The sequence below is a fragment of the Parasphingopyxis marina genome, from assembly GCF_014237875.1.
GTDB lineage: Bacteria > Pseudomonadota > Alphaproteobacteria > Sphingomonadales > Sphingomonadaceae > Parasphingopyxis > Parasphingopyxis marina.
In genome coordinates this window covers 1706481-1724687 of sequence record NZ_JACJVJ010000001.1, presented here as the reverse complement: position 1 = coordinate 1724687, position 18207 = coordinate 1706481, and the positions used below count along the sequence as shown (strand labels likewise).

Sequence of the window (18207 nt, the reverse complement as noted above, 5' to 3'; positions counted from 1 at the left end):
TTTTACAAGGCCCTGGCGCATTTTCCCGATATTAACCCGGTCTTCACTCCGTTTATGCCACATATCCCCCTTCGAATGGGGACAAAAGTATATGAGCGACGCCGAGACTTCAGAGCCGGTTCCCGAACCGGCACCGGTGGACCCTGTCGCTGTTGAAGAACAGCCCCGCAGCCTCATATCCGCCGCCATCGCGATGGCGGCGATCCTCATGTTCGCCGCGCTCGGCGGCGAAGTCGTCGGCAACATCATCGCCGGCACCGCCACCAAGCGCGATCCCATTCTTGCGGTCGCGCTGCTCCTCAATATCGCGCTGATCCTGATCGGCTGGCGTCACCATAACGAAGTGACCGAACAGATCGCCGAACATGCCGAAGCGGCGAAGCGTGCAAAACTGCTGGCTTCGCGCGACCCGCTGACTGGTTTCCTCAATCGCCGGGCGCTCGCCAGCGAAGCGGGCGACCTCATCAACAAGGCCGGTGCGCGCAACAAGGTCGTCGCGATGTTCGTGATCGATCTCGACAGCTTCAAATATGTCAACGATCTCAACGGCCACCATATCGGCGATTTCCTGCTCCGCGAGGTCGGCAAACGGATCGTCGAAACGATGCCGGGATCGGCGCTCTGCGCCCGGCTGGGCGGCGACGAGTTTGCGGCAGCCTTCCAGTTCGACGCCGCCAATCCCTCCGCCGTCGATGCGATCGCGGACGAACTGATCGAACGTGTTTCGCAGCCCTTCATGATCGAAAACCAGTCGATCCAGACGAGCGCGTCGGTGGGCGTCGCGCGGTCGGATCATGATTGCAACAGCGTCGAGACGCTTCTGCGCCGCGCCGATATCGCCATGTACGCGGCCAAGCGGCAGGGCAAGAACCGCGCCGTCTGGTTCGACGGCAGCATGGAAAGGCTGCTCGAAGAGCGCAACCGCGTCGAAGCGGGCATGCGCCAGGGCATTCCGGCCGGCGAGTTCGCGCCCTATTACGAGCCGCAGGTCGATCTGATGACCGGCCGCCTGCACGGTTTCGAAGTGCTCGCCCGTTGGGAACATCCCGAACAGGGCGTGATCATGCCCGACCAGTTCATCACCGTTGCGGAAGAATGCGGCCTGATCGCGGAGCTTTCCGAATGCGTGATGCGCCGCGCCTTTATCGAAGGCCGCGACTGGGACCCGCAAATTTCGCTTTCGGTCAATATTTCGCCGGCGCAGCTCAAGGATCCCTGGCTCGCCCAGAAGATCATCAAGCTGCTGACGGAAACCAACTTCCCGGCCAACCGGCTCGAGATCGAGATCACCGAAACCGCGCTGTTCGACAATCTCGGCATCGCCCAGTCGATCATCACCAGCCTCAAAAATCAGGGCATCCGCGTTGCGCTCGACGATTTCGGCACCGGCTATTCCAGCCTTGCGCATCTGCGCGCCCTGCCCTTCGACCGGATCAAGATCGATCGCAGCTTCGTCACCTCGATCAACAAGGACAGCGAAAGCGCGGCAATCGTCGACGCGATCACCCGTCTCGGCACCAGTCTCGGCATGCCGATCACGGCCGAGGGCATCGAGGACGAAAAGATCGCCGATATCCTGAAAGGCCTCGGCAACATGGCGGGCCAGGGCTGGCATTTCGGCAAGCCGATGGCGATCGGCAAGACCCGCAGGATGCTGGCCGATCTGGACATGCTGACCGCGCGTTCGAGCGAGGAAATCGCCAAGGAAGCGATGGAGGAACTCCGCAAGCTTCGTCGGACAGGCTGAACGCCTTTCTTCGCAACGCCTGCAAAAGCCGAAACCCAAGTGGACAGCGGCCCCCGCCATCCCTAAATCGCGCGCCATGCGCCCCGTTTCTCCCAAATTGGCCTTTCACAAGATGCACGGCCTCGGCAACGACTTCGTCGTTATCGACGCGCGCGTGCAATCCGTCACGATGACGGAGGGCCTGGCGCGCGCACTGGCCGATCGGCACACCGGTATCGGCTGCGATCAATTGATCCTGCTGGAGCCCTCGGACACCGCCGATATCGCTATGCGCATCTTCAATGCGGACGGCAGCGAAGTCGAAGCCTGCGGCAATGCGGCCCGCTGCGTGACGCAGTTGATCGGCGCGGAAGCCATGATCGAAACCCCCGGCGGTACGATCTACGGGAAGAGCGAAGGCGGCGGCGCGACGCTCGACATGGGCCAGCCGCGCCTCGACTGGGACGCCATCCCCCTCGCCTATGCGATGGACACGCTCGACATGCCCGTCGGCTGGGACGCGCTGGAAAATCCGGTGGCCGTCAATGTCGGCAATCCCCACCTGGTATTCTTCGTGGACAATGCCGACACGGTCGATCTTGCGCGGCTGGGGCCGATCATCGAGCATGACCCGCTGTTCCCAGATCGCGTCAACGTGAACGTTGCCAGCGTCGAGCCCGATGGCAGCCTGAAACTGCATGTCTGGGAACGCGGCGTCGGCCTGACGCGAGCGTGCGGAACCGGCGCCTGCGCAACGATGGTCGCGGCTGTCCGCCGCAAGCTGGTCGACGGCGAAACGGTCGTCCGTTTGCCCGGCGGCGCGCTGTCGATCGCCTGGACGCCCGGCGAGGCGATCCGGATGACCGGCCCCGCGATCCATGTTTTTTCCGCCGAAATCGACATCGAGATGCTTCTGTGAGCGGCCCCGAGCTTATCACCCTGGGCTGCCGCCTGAACTTCGCAGAGAGCGAAGCGATGCGCACGCTTGCCGGAAACCGCGACGACCTCGTCATCGTCAACAGCTGCGCGGTGACGGGCGAAGCCGTGCGAAAGACGCGCCAGCAGATCCGCAAGGCGAAAAAGGCGCGGCCCGACGCTGAGATCGTTGTCACGGGCTGCGCGGCGCAGATCGACCCCGGCAGCTTTTCCGCGATGCCCGAAGTGACGCGAGTGTTGGGCAACCGCGAAAAGATGCTGCCCGAAAGCTTTGCCGCCGAGCGCGACCTGGTCTCCGACATCATGGCCGTGCGGGAAACGGCACCGCATCTCGTGACCGGCTTTGCCGATCGCGCCCGCGCCTTTGTCGAGGTGCAGAATGGCTGCGATCATCGCTGCACCTTCTGTGTCATCCCCTATGGCCGCGGAAACAGCCGCTCGGTGCCCGCCGGGCTGGTCGTCGAGCGGATCAAGGCGCTGGTCGACGAAGGCTTTCAGGAGGTCGTGCTGACCGGTGTCGACGTCACCAGCTATGGGCCCGACCTCCCCGGTAGCCCCAGCCTCGGCATGCTCGTCGAGCGTATCCTCAAAGGCGTGCCCACGCTGCGGCGGCTGCGCCTCTCTTCACTCGATTCCATCGAGATCGACGAGCGTCTGTTCGCCATCATCACCGGCGAACCGCGCTTCATGCCGCACCTCCACCTTTCGCTGCAGGCAGGCGACGACATGATCCTCAAGCGCATGAAACGCCGGCACAGCCGCGAACAATCGGTCGAGATGGTCGCGAAGCTGAAAGACGCCCGGCCGGAAATCGCGATCGGCGCGGATATGATCGCGGGCTTCCCGACCGAGACCGAAGCGATGGCGGAAAACACGCTGCGGCTCGTCGACGATTGCGACATCGTCCATGGCCATATCTTCCCCTATTCGGCACGGACGGGCACGCCGGCCGCGAAGATGCCGCAGATGCCCATGCCGGTACGCCGCGAACGCGCGCAGAAACTGCGTGAAGCCTGCGCCCGGCGGAAAACGGCATGGCTGGAGGGCCTGGTCGGTTCCCGCCAGCGTGTGCTCGTCGAGCGCGGGGACGGCACCGGCCATGGAGAAAGTTTTGCCGAAGTGCAGATCGCCGGCTCGCCGGTGCCCGGCTCCGTCGTCGAAGTGCGGGTGACCGGCGCCGAAAACGGCGGCCTGATCGGAGAGGCAGCATGAGCGAGCGGAAAAGCTGGGGCGACAAGCTGCGACTGGGCTTCAAACGGACCTCGGATCGGCTCGGCGGCAATCTCACCGGCCTGATCACCAAGGAAAAGCTCGACGAAGAGACGCTCGACGATATCGAGGAAGCGCTGATCGCCACAGATCTCGGCCCCACGGTCGCAGCGCGGATCCGCGACCGGCTCGCCGACGGGCGGTTCGAACGCCATCTTTCCGAACTCGATATCCGCGAGATCGTGGCCGACGAGCTCGAGAAAATCCTCACACCCGTCGCCGTCCCGCTCGAAATCGACGCCTTCCCCCGGCCGCAGGTGATGCTCGTCATTGGCGTCAACGGATCGGGCAAGACGACGACGATCGCGAAACTCGGTCATCTGTTCCTCGAAGACGATTACAACGTCATGCTGGTTGCCGGAGACACGTTCCGCGCCGCCGCAATCGGCCAGCTCAAGATTTGGGCGGACCGGATCGGCGTGCCGATCATTTCCGGCGAGGAAGGGGGCGATGCGGCGAGCCTGGTGTTCGAAGGCGTGAAGCGCGGCACCGAAATCGGCACCGACGTGCTGATCGTCGACACGGCCGGACGCTTGCAGAACAAAAGCCACCTGATGGACGAACTTTCGAAAATCCGCCGCGTGCTCGGCCGGCTCAACGAGGCGGCACCCCATGACGTGATCCTTGTCCTCGACGCCACCACCGGCCAGAATGCGCTGTCCCAGATCGAGGTGTTCAAGGAAGTCGCCAACGTCACCGGCCTTGTCATGACCAAGCTCGACGGCACGGCGCGCGGCGGCGTTCTCGTCGCGGCGGCCGAAAAATACGGGCTGCCGATCCACGCGATCGGCGTCGGCGAAACCTTGGAAGACCTTCGCCCCTTCGATCCGCGCGCCGTCGCCCGCGCAATAGCCGGCGCCGACGAATTCGACGAGGTAAAGACATGACCGACGCGGAACCTTCCAAGTCAAAGGCGCAATCCGGCTGGATATCTTTCCTGCTGGATTTCGGACCGTTGGTTGCCTTCTTCACAGCTTTCAAGCTGGCCCAGTCCGACGAAGATCCCTTTCAGGGCATCCTGATCGGCACGATCACCTTCATGGTGGCGATTACCGCAGCGATCGTCTTCTCGGTGATCGCTTACAAGAAGGTGACGCCGATGCAGTGGATCTCCGCTGTGTTGATTCTCGGTTTCGGCGCGCTGACTGTGTATCTGCATGATCCGGTCTTCATCCAGATCAAGCCGACGATAATCTACCTTGGTTTCGCCGCGCTATTGCTTGGCGGCTGGCTGCGCGGCACGCCGATGTTGCGCTACGCCTTTGCCGCCGCCTTCCAAGGGCTAACCGAGAAAGGCTGGCTCAAGCTTTCACGCAATTGGGGTTTGTTCTTCGTCTTCATGGCGCTCGCCAACGAAGCTATGCGGGCATCGCTTTCGTTCGAGATGTGGCTAACGGTCAAGACCTGGGGTCTTACCGTCCTTTCGCTGCTGTTCGGCATCGCCAATATCCCGATGCTCCTCAAACACGGCTTTACGCTTGAGGAAGCATCGGAAGCGGCGGCGCCGCCCGCAGGCGGCGAATAAAACTCGTCAGATCAGCCCTGATCGGCCCGTTTAACGCCCGCACCATCCAGGTTCTGCGCCACGAATTCCCAGTTCACATGATCGAGCAGCGCGTCGAGATAGGCGCCGCGGTCATTCTGGTAATCGAGATAATAGGCATGCTCCCAGACGTCGAGCGTGAGCAGCGGCTGCATCCCTTCATGGGCGACGGGCGTATCGGCGTCGTGCAGCGAGGTGATCTTGAGCTCGTCGCCATCGAGGATGAGCCAGGCCCAGCCGCTCGCAAAATGGCCGGCGGCTTCCGTCTTGAACGCTTCGAGCATCTCGCCGGTCGAACCGAAACATTCCTCGATATGCGCGGAAAGCTTGCCGCCCGGCTTTTGCGAGTCCGGGCTCAGGCATTGCCAGTAGAAGCTGTGGTTCCACACCTGCGCGGCATTGTTGAACAGACCTGTGTTACCGTTTTCCCGGGCCGACGCGATCACTTCGGAGAGCTTTGCGCCGGAAAGGTCGGTGCCCTCTATCGCGGCGTTCGTCTTGTCGACATAGGCCTTGTGGTGCTTGCCGTGGTGAAAATCGAATGTCTGGGACGAAATGATCTCGCCGAACGCCTCTTTGCTGTACGGAAGGGCGGGGAGTTCGAATGCCATGAAAATAGTCTCCTGTTGGTCTGGGGTATAATGAAGGGAACGCACCGACCCATCAAGGGTATCCCTAGCGTTTCAGCGATTTTCGACCGTAGGAACGAAACGGGCCGCCTCCTTGGGGAAACGGCCCGACTTTCCATGTTTCGCACCCGCCGGGGCGGGCCCCGCAAGGGCGTCAGCCGACGGGTTGGACGATGAAGTTGGATAGATCGTTGCGCGGTGCATCCCATTCCGGATCGAGATCGGACGCACGGCGAATATCGATATAGGCGTCGGTCAGATCGCCATCGAGCTGGTGCGCGAGTCCGCGGCCATAATGCGCAACCGCCGGCGCTTCCGTGCCCAGTTCCAGCGCACGGGTGAAATAGGGAATGGCGTTCTCGCCCGAGCGATCCCGGCGCAGCAGGGTGAGCGCCTTGTTCAACATCGCTTCGGGCTGATTGTTGTCGATCGCCAGCGCGGCATCGAAATCCGCGAGCGCCTGGTCCCAATCGGCGCGGTGGAAATAGATGATACCGCGATTGACCAGCGTCGCGACGCGATCGCGCGTCGTCAGCGCGTCGTGATCAAGCGCCAGGCTGCAGGGCCGCAGGTCTACGCGATTGTCCGACTGGCGCGCCGCCGCCGCGTAACAGATACGCGCAGAGCTATTGCCGGCCACCATGATGCCGCTCTGGGCGGCCGAGGCGGCCAGCGCGGTCGCGATCGCCGCTGCCGCAATTCCGGTGCATGTCTTCATAACAACCTCCCCTGATGCGCTATTGCGTCAGCTGCATATTATCAGACGCAGTCATAAACGCATAAATCGGGGGCCGGATTCGACCGATATATTCGTCCAACGGGTGTTCCCCGACGATTAACGACGATCGCCAAGCACCGGCCGATCAGCTGTCTTCGCCGCCCACGACTCGGAAACGCGTCAATTCCCGGGCCGGAAGCTCCCAACCGGGATCGGTTTCGACGGCGCGCTGAATGTCATAATAGGCCGATGGAATATCGCCGCTCAGTTCATAGGCAAGGCCGCGGCCGTAATAGGCGAGTGCGGGCTCACGCGTGCCAAATTCGAGTGCGGTCGTCAGCAGCGAAATAATCTGCGGCAGGTCATTCTGGTTGTGCAGAAGCGCGAGCGCCTTGTTGAGATAGGCATCGGGTTCGCTCGCATCGAGGGCGATCGCCCGGTCATAATCGGCGATGCCGCTCTCGAAATCGCCGTTATAGACGTGCAATATGCCGCGATTAACATAGGTCGCCACACGATCATTGCTCGCCAATGTGCGGTCTTCGAGCGCCCGGGTGCAATGCCGTATATGCGTTGGCCCGGTTCGTTCGGCACGGGCCGCCTCGTAGCAGCTGCGCGCATTGCTGTTGCCGAAAACGGTGATCGCCGCCGGCGCGGCGCTTGCCAGGCCCAAACTGGCGGCAACAGAGAGAAACACAGTCGGTCCACGCATGATCCGTCTCCCGTTATGGGAGGAACATACGTTATTTCGGCATTTTTTGCGAATCAGCCGATCATGTCGTGCCGCTTAAGCGCGTGCCGCAGTTGATCGTAACTGAGGCCCAGCGCCTTGGCCGTCTGCCGCTGGTTATACCGCGCGCGTTCGAGCGCAGCCTCCAGGATCTCGCGCTCATAGCTTTCGACCGCCGCCTTGAAATCCGAAACGACCCTCCGCGGAGCAGCAGGCGCGGCTTCGGCCGCCGTATCGCCTGTCGGTGCCGCCGTCGTGGCCGGCATCTGCCAAGGAGAGTCGAACGGGTCGAGCTGGATCGTGTCGACCGGCTCGCCGGGCGCGGTCCAGCGGTAGATGGCGCGTTCCACCACATTACGGAGTTCGCGAACATTGCCCGGCCAGTCATGTGTGAGCAGCGCCTTCACGGCATTATCGCCAAAGCCCTGCCAGCCGGGCCAGTCGAGCTCCACCGCCATTCGCCGCCCGAAATAGTCGGCGAGGATCAGGATATCCCCTTCCCGCACGCGCAGAGGCGGCAGGGTCACGACCTCGAACGACAGACGATCAAGCAGGTCGGCGCGAAATTTGTTGCGCTCGACAAGATCGGGCAGATTTTCATTGGTGGCGGCGACGATACGAACATCGACACGTATCGGCCGGTTCGAACCGATGCGGCTGACCTGGCCATATTCGACGGCGCGGAGCAGGCGTTCCTGGGCGGCGGCGGACAGCGTCGCCAGTTCGTCGAGGAACAGCGTACCGTTATCGGCTTCCTCGAACGCACCGGCCCGCGCGCGCGTCGCGCCGGTAAAGGCGCCGGCCTCGTGTCCGAACAGTTCGGCTTCGATCAGCGTTTCGGGAAGCGCCGCACAGTTGAGGGTGATGAGTGGCCCCTCCCAGCGCTGGCTCAACCGGTGAAGCCGTTCGGCTATCAACTCCTTGCCCGTGCCCCGCTCGCCGATGACGAGCACCGGCCTGTCCAGCGGCGCGGCGCGGCTGGCCTGCTCGACAGCGTCGAGAAAGGCGCCTGATTCTCCGACGAATTGCGATTCCCGTTCCATTTCCAACTTTTAGGATATTTTCCCAAATTCTGGCAATATGCACCGTGCGTTTTTTCCGGAAAATTTCGCTAACGCATTGTTTTTGCTATATATTCAAAAACTGGCACGCTCGATGCAATGAATGGGCTGTGAACGATCAAAGGATCGCACCAAGTTTCGCAGCCCGCAAGGGCATCAGGATAAGGCCAAGGTTCAGGAGACCGAAAATGACCAACAACATCGCCCTTCACCAGAATGTCATCGCCGCCGTCGCCGCTCTGGTTCTCAGCAGCGCCTGCATCCTGGGAGCGGTCGGCCCGATCGAGGGCAGCGACACGGCCCAGCCGGTTCAGCTGCAAACTCAATATGCAACGACCGCAGTTATGACCGGCCAGCTCGCCTAGCCGGAACTTGGCCGGGGAGGCGGCTGCCCCTCCCCCTCCCCGGCCCACAAAATTGTTCGAGGGATAGGAGTACAACCATGGGAATTTTCTCCCGCACTCGCGACATCATTGCCGCCAACGTGACCGACATTCTCGACAAGGCCGAAGATCCGGCCAAGATGGTCCGCATGATCATCCTCGAGATGGAGGAAACGCTGGTCGAGGTTCGCGCGTCCGCTGCCCGCACCATTGCGGACCAGAAGGAAATGCGCCGCTCGATCACCAAGCTTGAGCAGCTGCAGGAAGGCTGGAAGGAAAAAGCCGAACTCGCGCTTTCCAAGGATCGCGAAGACCTTGCCAAGCAGGCGCTCGTCGAAAAGCAGAAGGCCGGCGACATGGCCGACCGGCTGAACGGCGAGATCGCGGTGCTGGACGAAGCCCTTTCCGGTTACGAGCATGATATTTCCAAGCTCCAGGGCAAGCTGCGCGAAGCACGCAGCCGCCAGTCCAGCATCTCGGCCCGGCTCGAAAGCGCCGAAAACCGCATCAAGCTTCGCGATCTCTACGATGGCGAGCGTGTCCAGGATGCTTTTGAGCGCTTCGAGATGCTCGAACGCCGCGTCGACATGGCCGAAGGCCGTGCCGATGCGCTGAGCCTCGGCAGCCAGCCCAAGACGCTCGAGGAAGAGATCAACGAACTCGAAACCAGCGACAAGATCGAAGCCGAACTCGCCGCTATGAAGAAGGCCGGCGGCAAGAAGGCCGGCGATCCGGCGAAGGAGGCGTAGCCCATGGAAGATATCCTCGTCCCCATCGGCGTCGTCGGGATGCTCTTCATCGGGCTTCCCTGGTTGATCCTCCACTATTCGACGCAATGGAAACGCGCCGGCACGATCAGCCGCGAAGACGAAGACCTGCTGGACGAGCTCTACGAACTGGGGCGGCGGCTCGATGACCGGATGAACACGATCGAACGGATCATCGCGGCCGACAATCCGGAATGGGGCCGGCAGCATCTGACTGCCGAACAGCAGCTGCCGAGCGATCGGCTGACGCAAAGCGAAGAAGAGGCCACCCCGATCCGCCGTTCGTAACGGCAAGGGGTGAAAACAGGAGTTATGAAAATGCACGACCGCCGGACGAAATTCTACCTCGACAAGCAGAATGCGAAATTTCTGGGCGTCTGTTCGGGTGTCGCCGATTATACCGGCATCGATGTACTCTGGGTCCGCGTCGGCGCTGTTTTCACGACGATCTTCGCCTTTCCGCCGCTGATTCCGCTCTATTTCGTGGTCGGCTGGCTGGCGCCGAAAAAGCCGCTCGGCCTCTACGACAACAAGGAAGAAGAGAAATTCTGGCAGGGCACGCGCGCCAACCCGCGCCGCTCGGTCAACGAGATCCGCTCGCGCTTTCGCGATGTCGATCGCCGGCTCGCCGATGTCGAGCTGCTGGTCACCAGCCGCAACCAGCGCCTGGCCGACGAGATCGAAGCGCTGCGCTAGATAATAGAAACAAGGTTCAGGGAGAAATATCATGAGTTGGGGTGGCCCGCAATTTGTACTCGCGATCATCGGCATGAGCATGATCGGCTGGATCATCACCACGGCCATTCGCGCCAAGCACGGCTATCCGCTGGAAGGCGAATGGGGCGGTACGACCCACCGCGACGATCCGGAAAACAATCGCAAGATCGAACTGCTTTCGAACGAAAATGGCGAATTGAAGGACAAGATCGGCAGGCTCGAAGAGCGGATCTCGGTTCTGGAACGGATCGCCACCGACAAGAGCGCACGGCTCTCAGACGAGATCGAGAATCTGCGCAGCCCGGCTGAATAGCCGGCCCAGAAGAAAGGAACGAAGACGATGGATCCGGACAAGATTGAAACCATCTCCGCACTCGTCCCGCTTATCGGCGTGATCGGCATCCTCGGTATCGCCGGCTGGGTCGTGACAACCTGGCTGCGCGTCAAGAACGGCTATCCGCTCGAAAGCAGCTGGGGACAGGCCGTCTATCCGAAGACCGATCAGGAAGCGGCCGAACGCATCAAGCTGCTGAGCCAGGAAAATGCCCAACTGCGCGCCGAGTTGGGCGCGATCAAGGACCGGCTCGCCAATGTCGAGCGGATCGTGACCGACGGTGGTTACGTCCTCGAACAGGAAATTGAGAGCCTCCGTGGCTCCAAGTCGAACTAGGGGTTTCGATCATGGAAACGATTGCCATTCTGCTCATCACCGTCGCCCTCCCGATTTGTGCCGTCACCTTCTGGATTTTCGGAAACAAATGGTTCGCCTGGCGCAAGGCAGAGGCTCACGCCAACGCGGCGATGACGGCCGAGAAAGCGGCACAATATGCCGCCAAGACCGAACGGCTCGAGCAGCGGGTGGCGACGCTGGAGCGCATCCTCACCGATCGCTCGACCACATTGTCGGAAGAGATTGAAGGCCTCAGGGAAAAACCGCTCAACTAGAGCGGCAGAAACAGGGAAGAAAGGTTCAGGAGATGTTCGACAACCCGTTTTCGATGGTCGTGGCGATTGTACTGATTACCGCCATCGCGGGCGTGCTGAGGGCCAAATACAAGGCCGAGCACGGCGTGTTCGACGACGACAAGGGCGAGACGCGGCTGATCCGCGATCCCGATGCCGATCGGATGCGCGAAGAGATCCGGGGTCTGAAGGAACGCATCGTCGTGCTCGAACGGATCGCAACGGACAAAAGCAACCGGCTCGAACAGGAAATCGAGGCGCTGCGCGACGAACGCCAGCATTAGGTTAGGGAAAAGAAGGTTCAGGAACGGGAAGGTAAAGCCATGCAAGACCAAATAGCGACATTGGCAACCGCCGCGGCCGCACTGATCGGCATCGCGATCGCCAGCCTGACGGCCCTTAACGGGTGGCGGGGATGGCTCGAACTCAAGCGGCTCGAAATCCAGCAATTGACCGGCACCGCCGGCGATGTGACGGTACCCAGCACCGGTTCGCGCATTGAGGTCGCCGACCTCAAGGAACGCGTCCGCAAGCTCGAAGCAATCGCCGCCGGAATCGAACTCTAAGACGCCCGCGTCTCGCTACCTACACCAGGATCGTCATTCCGGTTGCCCCCCGGAATCTCTTCGGATCGGCCCGAAACTCCTACCCGAAGGGGCCCCGGCACTTGCCGGGGTGACGTCGGGCCGGCCAGCCCCTAAATGACCGGCATGACATTGCCCACATCGCTCGACGCGATCCGCGACGAATATGATTTTCTCGAAGCCGACGATCGCTATCGCCTGCTGATCGATCTCGGGCGGCAGCTCGAAGACATGCCCGATGCCCTCAAAACCGATGCGACGCTGGTGCGGGGGTGCTCGGCGGCAGTCTGGGTCTATCCGACACGGCAGGAAGACGGCCGGCTGCATTTCCTGGCAGACAGCAATGCAGCGATCACCAAGGGTATTATCGCGCTCGTACTGACAACCGTGCAGGACCGGTCGGCGGGAGAAATTCTCGAAACGGATATAGGGGACGCGCTCGCGCCCTTCGACCTCAAGAACCAGCTGAGTTCGAACCGGACCCAGGGTATCCCGAACATGATTTCGCTGATCCGAGAAACCGCTGCACGCTACGCCTAGCCGCCCTTCCATTCGCGCCGTTCCTCGGCCGCGCGCAACACTTCCCAGGCCGCCTGCCCCGCCGCAAAGCGTTTGGCCGCCTCGGCATCGTCGGGTTTCACATCGGGATGATTTGCCTTGGCGAGCTGGCGCCAGGCCTTTTTGACCGCGTCGAATTCGGCGTCAGGATCGAGTTCGAATATCTCGAGTGCGCGCATCTCGTCGGCGCTGCGGCTGCCATCGCCGGGCCCACCCCAGCCATAATGGGAGGATTCGGTATAGCCCTCGGCACTGCGCTGTTCATCGCGCTCGCGCTCCTCGCGCTGCTCCTTGGTCAGCCCTTCGAAATAGTTCCAGTTGCGGTTATATTCGGCGGCGTGTTTCTCGCAGAAATACCAGCGCTCGGGGCTATTCGGCGATTTCGGCGCAGGCCGGTCTCCGGGCTCGCTGCAGCCATGGCGGTCGCAGAGCCGCACCTCCGTCGCTTCGCGCGACGAACCATAGCCGCGCCAGCGCGGAAATCCCCAGTCGTTGGATCGTTTCACCTGTGCCAACTTTCGCTATTCGCTGTCCCGTCGAGACCGTTCATCCGGCAACGGGATTTTCGAAACCCGCCTATCGGATACCTAGCGCCATTATCACGAAATACAGCGTGAAATACACGATGAGCCATGCTGCGCCGTGAATGATGGTAAGACCGACTGCCATGTCGATGCCGATACCGAGCAGCTTCTGACATCCGAGATAGAAGAGATAACTCGCCGCGCCCAGCCCGACGATCAGCACGAGCGGATCGAAATAGGGTGCGAGAAGAAACAGCAGGCCGGCAATCCACACCGGTACAGCGCCATAGATAGCGAGCCTTGTGGTCGCCTCGAGATCCGCCTCTCCCTTGAACAGCGGCACGACCCATAAGAGCAGCCGGGCGAGCAGCAATGGCGTCACCAGGAACAGCACATATGTTTTGATGGCGACAAGCGCTGTCGAGAACAGCGTCGTGTTCACATAGGCATTGTCGGCATAGTGCAGCTGGATGCCGCAAAGGCGGCAAACGGCCGGTATCAGAGCAAAAAGCAGGGCCAGACGGATCGCCGGAATCGGTTCTTCCGTTTCGCGCGCGCTCAGGGAATCCCAAAATTGGGCTGGCCTGCGTATCATGTCGAGCAAGCTGTTGATTGTCATCACGTATGTCCCAGCCGGTGGCCGAAGCCGGATGCCCGCCTAGCCGCTCAAAAAAAGTGGGAGGCATGACCAGATGCCACGCCTTCCCAGCATCCTTACCTTATGATTCGCCTTGTTGTTTGATCGCCTGCAATTCCCCCAGAATGCGGAAGAGTACGAGCATTACCTCACAATAGACACGCCAGAAAATGAGATACAGCGGCAACCCGATCAACAGGACCAAAATGGCCATGGCCGGCTGATAGCTCATCATGCCAACCACCGACAAAAGTGCGAAAATCGTGATACCGGCGACTCCGATCCAGAAGATCACCTGAATGAACGTCGGCGTAATGAATTTTTCGAACTTAAGATAGGATTCCATTGAATACCCCCTTCTCGTCTCTGATGAGAGCCGTCTTCGATTCGCAAACGGCTCAGGCCCCTTAGGCTCGAACAAAGATGCAACAATATCAAGTGTCGAGCCAATATTGTTAGTGCCAGAGGGCCTGTAAGCCGGGTTTTGTCCAGCGAATTGCTCCGCCTGTGCGACCATTCCTCTAGGAACGGGATTGCTCCCGCCCTCAAGCAACCAACCCGGGCGACGAGCCGGACCAGGCCCATATGCCGCCCCTATTCGGTCTTGCTCCCGGTGGGGTTTGCCGTGCCGCGGCCATTGCTGGCGCGCGCGGTGCGCTCTTACCGCACCCTTTCACCCTTGCCGCCTCGCAAGCGAGGTTGGCGGACTATTCTCTGTGGCACTTTCCCTGGGGTCGCCCCCGCCGGGCATTACCCGGCACCGTGGTTCCGTGGAGCCCGGACTTTCCTCGTGAGCAAGCCCACGCGGCCGCCCAGCCCTCTGGCCCGGCCTATCTAGCGCTTCCTTGCTCGCGATCCAAGAGCAGCTGGAAAAGGATCGCACGGCACTGCCCGTCGATCTCTCCGTCGATCAATTCGGAGCGGAAACGACGTTGAAAGGCAACGACGGCGGCAAGCTTGTCTTCGATATCGTAGCCGAACCGTTCCAGTGCGATCAGAAAAGCGCTGTCGGTCCAGCCCGGATCGGTGATCGCACTGTCGGGCCGTGCCAGGGCAAGGTTGAGGCGCGCCAACTTGCCCCAGGGAAAGAGTTCGCCCGGATCCTGCTTGCGCGCCGGGGCGACATCGGAATGGCCCACCACATTGGCACGCGGAATATCGTGCCGCTTCAGGATTTCCGAAACGAGACGGACGACGGCCGCAACCTGATCGTCTGGAAACGGACGATAGCCGAATTCGTGACCGGGATTGACGATCTCTATACCGATGCTCGCCGAGTTCACATCGGTGATGCCGCGCCAATAGGACGCACCGGCGTGCCAGGCCCGTTTACCCTCGTCGACGAGCCGCAACACTGTCCCATCCTCGTTGACGACATAATGGGCGGATACCGAGGCTTCGGGGTCCGTCAGCCGTTCGATCGCTGATGCCGCATCCTGCATGCCCGTATAGTGAAGCACGAGCATCGATACCGGCAGTTGGCGATCGTTGAAATTCGGCGAAGGTGTCTCGATCACGCTCATGCCCACCGGTTTCCTGCAAATGGTCGATGGGGCGGCCGGTCCATGGGCCGATACGGCCCAATTTCCGGGGCGAGGTCAAGCCCCGTCAGTCCCCGGGCCATCAAGCGCCGATGGCGAGCTGGTGCTTTTCGGGCGGGGCGAGACGATAGAGGGAACGCGCACCCGGCAGAATTTCGAACCGGTCGCAATAGCCGAGCACGGTTTCTCCGGCGCCCAGCATGAGCGCGCCGTCCGGCGCCAGCACCCGCGACATCCAGTCGAGCGCCTTGCTGCGGTTGGCGGCCGGAAAATAGAGGAGCACGTTGCGGCACAAGATCAGATCGAACATCCCGGGCGGCGGAGCCTCGAGAATATTCTGCCGCCGGAAATGGACCATCCTGCGCAGATCGTCATGCGCGTGCCAGCGCTCGCCGCGCTGCTCGAACCATTGCAGCATGTGCTTGGCCGGCAGGCCGCGCTGAATCTCGAACTGGCTGTAGACCGCCTCTTGTCCGCGCGCGATCGCCTTGCGCGAAATGTCCGTGCCCAGCAGGTCGAGCGTCCAACCCTCCCAGCGGCGCCTGTCTTCGCGAAACTGCATCGCGAGCGAATAGATTTCCTGGCCGGTGGAGCACCCCGCGCTCCAGATTTTGAGCTTTTTGGTGTTCTCGCGATGCGCTGCAATCGCTTCGATGATTTGCGGTAGCGTCGAAAAGGCATCGGTATCGCGGAAGAAATAGGTTTCGTTGTTGAGCAAGGCATCGACGGTTTCGTCACGCAGGGATTCACTGCCCGGCTCGGTCAACCGGACGGCCAGGGTTTCGCAGCTGTCGATATCGTGCAGCTTCAGGATCGGCCGCAGTGCCAGCTCGACGCGCCATTGCCGGCCTTCGTTGAGACGCTGGCCCGTCCGCTCCTCCAGGATCGAGGACAGGGCGCGCAGGGCGGAGGGGCTTATCTCCATCCGAACGTCCTCGCGCGCTCGTCGACATAGGCGGCCAATTCCGGCGGCGGCGCGATGAGATTGGCGATATTTTGCGCGGCGACGGCGCCGGGCATGCCCCAGATGACCGAGCTGGCGCGATCCTGAACAAGCAGTTCGCCACCCGCATCGGCCAATTCCTTGGCGCCGTCCGCGCCGTCGCGGCCCATGCCGGTCAGCACCACGCCGACGGCATCTGCGCCGTAGACCCGGGCCACGCTGGAAAGCATCGGATCGACCGACGGACGGAAACCTCCCGGCGTCCGTTCGTCGGAAAAGACGATCCGTACATAACCGTCGGTATCGCGCACCGTCAGATGGGCATCGCCGGGCGCAACGAGAACTTCGCCGGCCTTGACGCGCTGGCCATCGCGCGCCGGAAATGTGTCGCGCCCCGTAATAAGTTTCAGCTGCCGTGCAAAATAGACGATGAAATCGGGCGGCAGATGCTGGGTGACGAAGATCGGCATGTCGAGATCGCGTGGAAGCGCGGCAAAGAAGGTGCTCAGCGCGTGAATCCCGCCCGTTGATGCACCGATTGCGAGGCAGCGCACCGGATGCCCCTCCGCCGGCTTCGGCGCGAGATGGAGCGGCTCGGGATCGCTTATCTCGACATGGGCCTCCTTGGCCGCCGCGTCGGGATCGGTGAGCCGGATCATCTTGTTCTTGAGCGATTTCGCGAACCGTTCGGTCAACCCGCGATTTTCGGGCTTCAGGATAATGTCGCTCGCGCCCATCGCCATCGCCTGCACCGATGCTTCGGCATCTTCGCGACAATGTGAGGAAACGACGAGAATAGGCGCGTCGCCGCTCCGCCGCAGCAAGTGCGGGATCGCTTCGATGCCATCCATCCCGGGCATTTCGATATCGAGGATGATCAGGTCGACAGCGATGCTGTCGAGCTTGTCAAAGGCTTCCTGCGCGCTCGCCGCCTGTCCGGCGACGGCGAACCGATCGGTCTCGTTGATGATGCGCTGGACGACGAGCCGTGCGACGGCGGAATCGTCGACCACGAGCACACGACATTTTTCCGGCTGCGCCCGGAGCGTGGAACTGAAGGCACCAGGCCGACTTGCCATAAACCCTAACCCAGTTCGACGATTTGAAGTTTGCTCTGCAGCGTCTCCCGATCGAACGGCTTCATTATATATTCGTCGGCGCCGGCATCGATGGCCTCGCGAATATGTTCGACGCCGTTTTCCGTGGTGCAAAAAATGACCTTGGGACGCTTTTCGAGGGTCAGCTCTCCCAGCGCCTTCAGGAACTGCATTCCGTCCATGACGGGCATGTTCCAGTCGAGCAACACGACATCGGGGGATTCACTTTGTACGGCCTCGAGCGCCTGGCTGCCATCCTCGGCTTCGGCGACCGTGAAATCGAGCGTTTCGAGAATGTGGCAGGCAACCTTTCGGATGACCTTGGAATCATCGACGACGAGACACTTCTTCACGAAAACTCTCCGATTATCCTTGTTATCGCCCGGGCTCTAACCGCCCGCGGTAACTTCCGCGTTAACGCTGTTATTCGGAATTGGACGGTCATGCGGCGATTGCCGTCTCGGGCAGCACCAGGATGGCGGGATCGACCACGATCACCGCCGCGCCATCTGCCTCGATCATGCCCGAGGAAACGCGGCGCCACCCGGAATCGAAAGATGCGCCCAGGCGTTCGAGCTCGATCGAATATTCGCAAACATCGTGCACCTCGTCGACGGCGAGCCCGTAGAGATTGCCGTCGACATTGACGACGACCAGCGATTGGCCGTCGCGAATTTCCGCCTCGCGCTGATAGATGGAGGCGATGGTGTCGACGACGGTGATCACCCGGCTGCGCAGGGCCGTCAGCCCGGCGACCCAGGATGCGGCGAGCGGCACGGGAACGATCTCGCCCGCGGTAACCACGGATTCGATGGCGTCGGCGGAGATGGCGAAGGTCGAGCCATCGGCTTCTGCGAGAAGATACAGCTTTTCCATTATCC

At 61.5% G+C, this 18207-nt stretch carries 27 protein-coding genes and 1 other RNA gene; 15 read left to right on the top strand and 13 right to left on the bottom strand.

The window, feature by feature from the left end:
• Positions 1-91 precede the first annotated feature (91 nt).
• The 5 genes from H6P80_RS08665 to H6P80_RS08645 all read left to right on the top strand — a co-directional run bounded on the left by H6P80_RS08665 (position 92) and on the right by H6P80_RS08645 (position 5456).
• A complete protein-coding gene (locus tag H6P80_RS08665) occupies positions 92-1747 on the top strand; it encodes a putative bifunctional diguanylate cyclase/phosphodiesterase (protein WP_185800885.1) in 1656 nt (551 codons plus the stop codon).
• Between the two features lie 76 nt (positions 1748-1823).
• Complete coding sequence (gene dapF / locus H6P80_RS08660) at positions 1824-2645, top strand: diaminopimelate epimerase (RefSeq protein WP_185800884.1); 822 nt, start codon at positions 1824-1826, stop codon at positions 2643-2645.
• Entirely contained in the window at positions 2642-3874 is a 1233-nt protein-coding gene (gene mtaB / locus H6P80_RS08655) for a tRNA (N(6)-L-threonylcarbamoyladenosine(37)-C(2))-methylthiotransferase MtaB (protein WP_185800883.1), read from the top strand. Before dapF ends, mtaB begins: the two co-directional genes overlap by 4 nt.
• Positions 3871-4818 (top strand): signal recognition particle-docking protein FtsY, encoded by a 948-nt coding sequence (gene ftsY / locus H6P80_RS08650; RefSeq protein ID WP_185800882.1) that lies wholly within the window; start codon positions 3871-3873, stop codon positions 4816-4818. Before mtaB ends, ftsY begins: the two co-directional genes overlap by 4 nt.
• Positions 4815-5456 (top strand): inner membrane-spanning protein YciB, encoded by a 642-nt coding sequence (locus H6P80_RS08645; RefSeq protein WP_185800881.1) that lies wholly within the window; start codon positions 4815-4817, stop codon positions 5454-5456. Before ftsY ends, H6P80_RS08645 begins: the two co-directional genes overlap by 4 nt.
• Before the next feature lie 11 nt (positions 5457-5467).
• Here the strand turns inward: H6P80_RS08645 and H6P80_RS08640 are convergent, their stop codons facing one another.
• From H6P80_RS08640 to pspF, 4 genes are all read right to left on the bottom strand, one after another.
• Positions 5468-6085, bottom strand: a complete 618-nt coding sequence (locus H6P80_RS08640) for a superoxide dismutase (protein WP_185800880.1) — start codon at positions 6083-6085, stop codon at positions 5468-5470.
• Positions 6086-6257: 172 nt separating this feature from the next.
• Complete coding sequence (locus H6P80_RS08635) at positions 6258-6821, bottom strand: tetratricopeptide repeat protein (RefSeq protein ID WP_185800879.1); 564 nt, start codon at positions 6819-6821, stop codon at positions 6258-6260.
• Between the two features lie 145 nt (positions 6822-6966).
• Complete coding sequence (locus H6P80_RS08630) at positions 6967-7533, bottom strand: tetratricopeptide repeat protein (protein ID WP_185800878.1); 567 nt, start codon at positions 7531-7533, stop codon at positions 6967-6969.
• A gap of 53 nt (positions 7534-7586) precedes the next feature.
• Positions 7587-8594, bottom strand: a complete 1008-nt coding sequence (gene pspF, locus H6P80_RS08625; protein WP_185800877.1) for a phage shock protein operon transcriptional activator — start codon at positions 8592-8594, stop codon at positions 7587-7589.
• A 206-nt stretch (positions 8595-8800) separates the two neighbouring features.
• Between pspF and H6P80_RS08620 the strand changes: the two genes are divergently transcribed.
• The 10 genes from H6P80_RS08620 to H6P80_RS08575 all read left to right on the top strand — a co-directional run bounded on the left by H6P80_RS08620 (position 8801) and on the right by H6P80_RS08575 (position 12566).
• Positions 8801-8977: a hypothetical protein gene (locus H6P80_RS08620; protein ID WP_185800876.1), complete on the top strand. Its 177-nt coding sequence runs from the start codon at positions 8801-8803 to the stop codon at positions 8975-8977.
• A 77-nt stretch (positions 8978-9054) separates the two neighbouring features.
• Positions 9055-9744 carry a phage shock protein PspA gene (gene pspA, locus H6P80_RS08615; RefSeq protein WP_185800875.1) on the top strand — a complete coding sequence of 230 codons (690 nt, stop codon included), beginning with the start codon at positions 9055-9057 and terminating at the stop codon, positions 9742-9744.
• A gap of 3 nt (positions 9745-9747) precedes the next feature.
• Positions 9748-10050 (top strand): envelope stress response membrane protein PspB, encoded by a 303-nt coding sequence (gene pspB / locus H6P80_RS08610; RefSeq protein ID WP_185800874.1) that lies wholly within the window; start codon positions 9748-9750, stop codon positions 10048-10050.
• Between the two features lie 30 nt (positions 10051-10080).
• Complete coding sequence (gene pspC / locus H6P80_RS08605) at positions 10081-10458, top strand: envelope stress response membrane protein PspC (RefSeq protein WP_185800873.1); 378 nt, start codon at positions 10081-10083, stop codon at positions 10456-10458.
• A 31-nt stretch (positions 10459-10489) separates the two neighbouring features.
• Positions 10490-10792 carry a hypothetical protein gene (locus H6P80_RS08600; protein WP_185800872.1) on the top strand — a complete coding sequence of 101 codons (303 nt, stop codon included), beginning with the start codon at positions 10490-10492 and terminating at the stop codon, positions 10790-10792.
• A 27-nt stretch (positions 10793-10819) separates the two neighbouring features.
• Positions 10820-11149: a hypothetical protein gene (locus H6P80_RS08595; RefSeq protein WP_185800871.1), complete on the top strand. Its 330-nt coding sequence runs from the start codon at positions 10820-10822 to the stop codon at positions 11147-11149.
• An 11-nt stretch (positions 11150-11160) separates the two neighbouring features.
• Positions 11161-11424 carry a hypothetical protein gene (locus tag H6P80_RS08590; RefSeq protein WP_185800870.1) on the top strand — a complete coding sequence of 88 codons (264 nt, stop codon included), beginning with the start codon at positions 11161-11163 and terminating at the stop codon, positions 11422-11424.
• A gap of 32 nt (positions 11425-11456) precedes the next feature.
• The gene (locus tag H6P80_RS08585) at positions 11457-11726 is read left to right on the top strand and encodes a hypothetical protein (protein WP_185800869.1); all 270 of its coding nucleotides are present in this window, start codon (positions 11457-11459) and stop codon (positions 11724-11726) included.
• 39 nt (positions 11727-11765) lie between these two features.
• Complete coding sequence (locus tag H6P80_RS08580) at positions 11766-12008, top strand: hypothetical protein (protein WP_185800868.1); 243 nt, start codon at positions 11766-11768, stop codon at positions 12006-12008.
• 144 nt (positions 12009-12152) lie between these two features.
• Positions 12153-12566: a SufE family protein gene (locus H6P80_RS08575; RefSeq protein ID WP_185800867.1), complete on the top strand. Its 414-nt coding sequence runs from the start codon at positions 12153-12155 to the stop codon at positions 12564-12566.
• On the opposite strand, the gene H6P80_RS08570 is transcribed toward H6P80_RS08575, so the two are convergent.
• From H6P80_RS08570 to H6P80_RS08530, 9 genes are all read right to left on the bottom strand, one after another.
• Positions 12563-13099, bottom strand: a complete 537-nt coding sequence (locus H6P80_RS08570; protein WP_185800866.1) for a J domain-containing protein — start codon at positions 13097-13099, stop codon at positions 12563-12565. The genes H6P80_RS08575 and H6P80_RS08570 overlap by 4 nt on opposite strands.
• A gap of 61 nt (positions 13100-13160) precedes the next feature.
• Complete coding sequence (locus tag H6P80_RS08565) at positions 13161-13727, bottom strand: Yip1 family protein (protein WP_185800865.1); 567 nt, start codon at positions 13725-13727, stop codon at positions 13161-13163.
• Between the two features lie 100 nt (positions 13728-13827).
• Positions 13828-14091, bottom strand: a complete 264-nt coding sequence (locus tag H6P80_RS08560; protein WP_185800864.1) for a DUF4282 domain-containing protein — start codon at positions 14089-14091, stop codon at positions 13828-13830.
• A 111-nt stretch (positions 14092-14202) separates the two neighbouring features.
• An RNA gene (gene rnpB, locus H6P80_RS08555) (RNase P RNA component class A) lies at positions 14203-14569 on the bottom strand.
• 6 nt (positions 14570-14575) lie between these two features.
• Positions 14576-15268 carry an N-acetylmuramoyl-L-alanine amidase gene (locus tag H6P80_RS08550; RefSeq protein ID WP_185800863.1) on the bottom strand — a complete coding sequence of 231 codons (693 nt, stop codon included), beginning with the start codon at positions 15266-15268 and terminating at the stop codon, positions 14576-14578.
• 100 nt (positions 15269-15368) lie between these two features.
• Positions 15369-16211, bottom strand: a complete 843-nt coding sequence (locus H6P80_RS08545) for a CheR family methyltransferase (RefSeq protein ID WP_185800862.1) — start codon at positions 16209-16211, stop codon at positions 15369-15371.
• Complete coding sequence (gene cheB / locus H6P80_RS08540) at positions 16202-17308, bottom strand: chemotaxis-specific protein-glutamate methyltransferase CheB (RefSeq protein WP_235973754.1); 1107 nt, start codon at positions 17306-17308, stop codon at positions 16202-16204. The genes H6P80_RS08545 and cheB overlap by 10 nt, the downstream gene beginning before the upstream one ends.
• A 5-nt stretch (positions 17309-17313) precedes the next feature.
• Positions 17314-17679, bottom strand: coding sequence for a response regulator (locus tag H6P80_RS08535; protein ID WP_185800860.1), 366 nt, complete (start codon positions 17677-17679; stop codon positions 17314-17316).
• Between the two features lie 88 nt (positions 17680-17767).
• Positions 17768-18202: a chemotaxis protein CheW gene (locus tag H6P80_RS08530; protein WP_185800859.1), complete on the bottom strand. Its 435-nt coding sequence runs from the start codon at positions 18200-18202 to the stop codon at positions 17768-17770.
• Positions 18203-18207: the final 5 nt, after the last annotated feature.

Coding starts and splice junctions, on each gene's coding strand:
- H6P80_RS08665 (WP_185800885.1), top strand. CDS start 92: ATGAGCGACGCCGAGACTTCAGAGCCGGTTCCCGAACCGGCACCGGTG.
- dapF (WP_185800884.1), top strand. CDS start 1,824: ATGCGCCCCGTTTCTCCCAAATTGGCCTTTCACAAGATGCACGGCCTC.
- ftsY (WP_185800882.1), top strand. CDS start 3,871: ATGAGCGAGCGGAAAAGCTGGGGCGACAAGCTGCGACTGGGCTTCAAA.
- H6P80_RS08645 (WP_185800881.1), top strand. CDS start 4,815: ATGACCGACGCGGAACCTTCCAAGTCAAAGGCGCAATCCGGCTGGATA.
- H6P80_RS08640 (WP_185800880.1), bottom strand. CDS start 6,085: ATGGCATTCGAACTCCCCGCCCTTCCGTACAGCAAAGAGGCGTTCGGC.
- H6P80_RS08635 (WP_185800879.1), bottom strand. CDS start 6,821: ATGAAGACATGCACCGGAATTGCGGCAGCGGCGATCGCGACCGCGCTG.
- H6P80_RS08630 (WP_185800878.1), bottom strand. CDS start 7,533: ATGCGTGGACCGACTGTGTTTCTCTCTGTTGCCGCCAGTTTGGGCCTG.
- pspF (WP_185800877.1), bottom strand. CDS start 8,594: ATGGAACGGGAATCGCAATTCGTCGGAGAATCAGGCGCCTTTCTCGAC.
- H6P80_RS08620 (WP_185800876.1), top strand. CDS start 8,801: ATGACCAACAACATCGCCCTTCACCAGAATGTCATCGCCGCCGTCGCC.
- pspA (WP_185800875.1), top strand. CDS start 9,055: ATGGGAATTTTCTCCCGCACTCGCGACATCATTGCCGCCAACGTGACC.
- pspB (WP_185800874.1), top strand. CDS start 9,748: ATGGAAGATATCCTCGTCCCCATCGGCGTCGTCGGGATGCTCTTCATC.
- pspC (WP_185800873.1), top strand. CDS start 10,081: ATGCACGACCGCCGGACGAAATTCTACCTCGACAAGCAGAATGCGAAA.
- H6P80_RS08600 (WP_185800872.1), top strand. CDS start 10,490: ATGAGTTGGGGTGGCCCGCAATTTGTACTCGCGATCATCGGCATGAGC.
- H6P80_RS08595 (WP_185800871.1), top strand. CDS start 10,820: ATGGATCCGGACAAGATTGAAACCATCTCCGCACTCGTCCCGCTTATC.
- H6P80_RS08590 (WP_185800870.1), top strand. CDS start 11,161: ATGGAAACGATTGCCATTCTGCTCATCACCGTCGCCCTCCCGATTTGT.
- H6P80_RS08585 (WP_185800869.1), top strand. CDS start 11,457: ATGTTCGACAACCCGTTTTCGATGGTCGTGGCGATTGTACTGATTACC.
- H6P80_RS08580 (WP_185800868.1), top strand. CDS start 11,766: ATGCAAGACCAAATAGCGACATTGGCAACCGCCGCGGCCGCACTGATC.
- H6P80_RS08575 (WP_185800867.1), top strand. CDS start 12,153: ATGACATTGCCCACATCGCTCGACGCGATCCGCGACGAATATGATTTT.
- H6P80_RS08565 (WP_185800865.1), bottom strand. CDS start 13,727: ATGACAATCAACAGCTTGCTCGACATGATACGCAGGCCAGCCCAATTT.
- H6P80_RS08560 (WP_185800864.1), bottom strand. CDS start 14,091: ATGGAATCCTATCTTAAGTTCGAAAAATTCATTACGCCGACGTTCATT.
- H6P80_RS08550 (WP_185800863.1), bottom strand. CDS start 15,268: ATGAGCGTGATCGAGACACCTTCGCCGAATTTCAACGATCGCCAACTG.
- H6P80_RS08545 (WP_185800862.1), bottom strand. CDS start 16,211: ATGGAGATAAGCCCCTCCGCCCTGCGCGCCCTGTCCTCGATCCTGGAG.
- cheB (WP_235973754.1), bottom strand. CDS start 17,308: ATGGCAAGTCGGCCTGGTGCCTTCAGTTCCACGCTCCGGGCGCAGCCG.
- H6P80_RS08530 (WP_185800859.1), bottom strand. CDS start 18,202: ATGGAAAAGCTGTATCTTCTCGCAGAAGCCGATGGCTCGACCTTCGCC.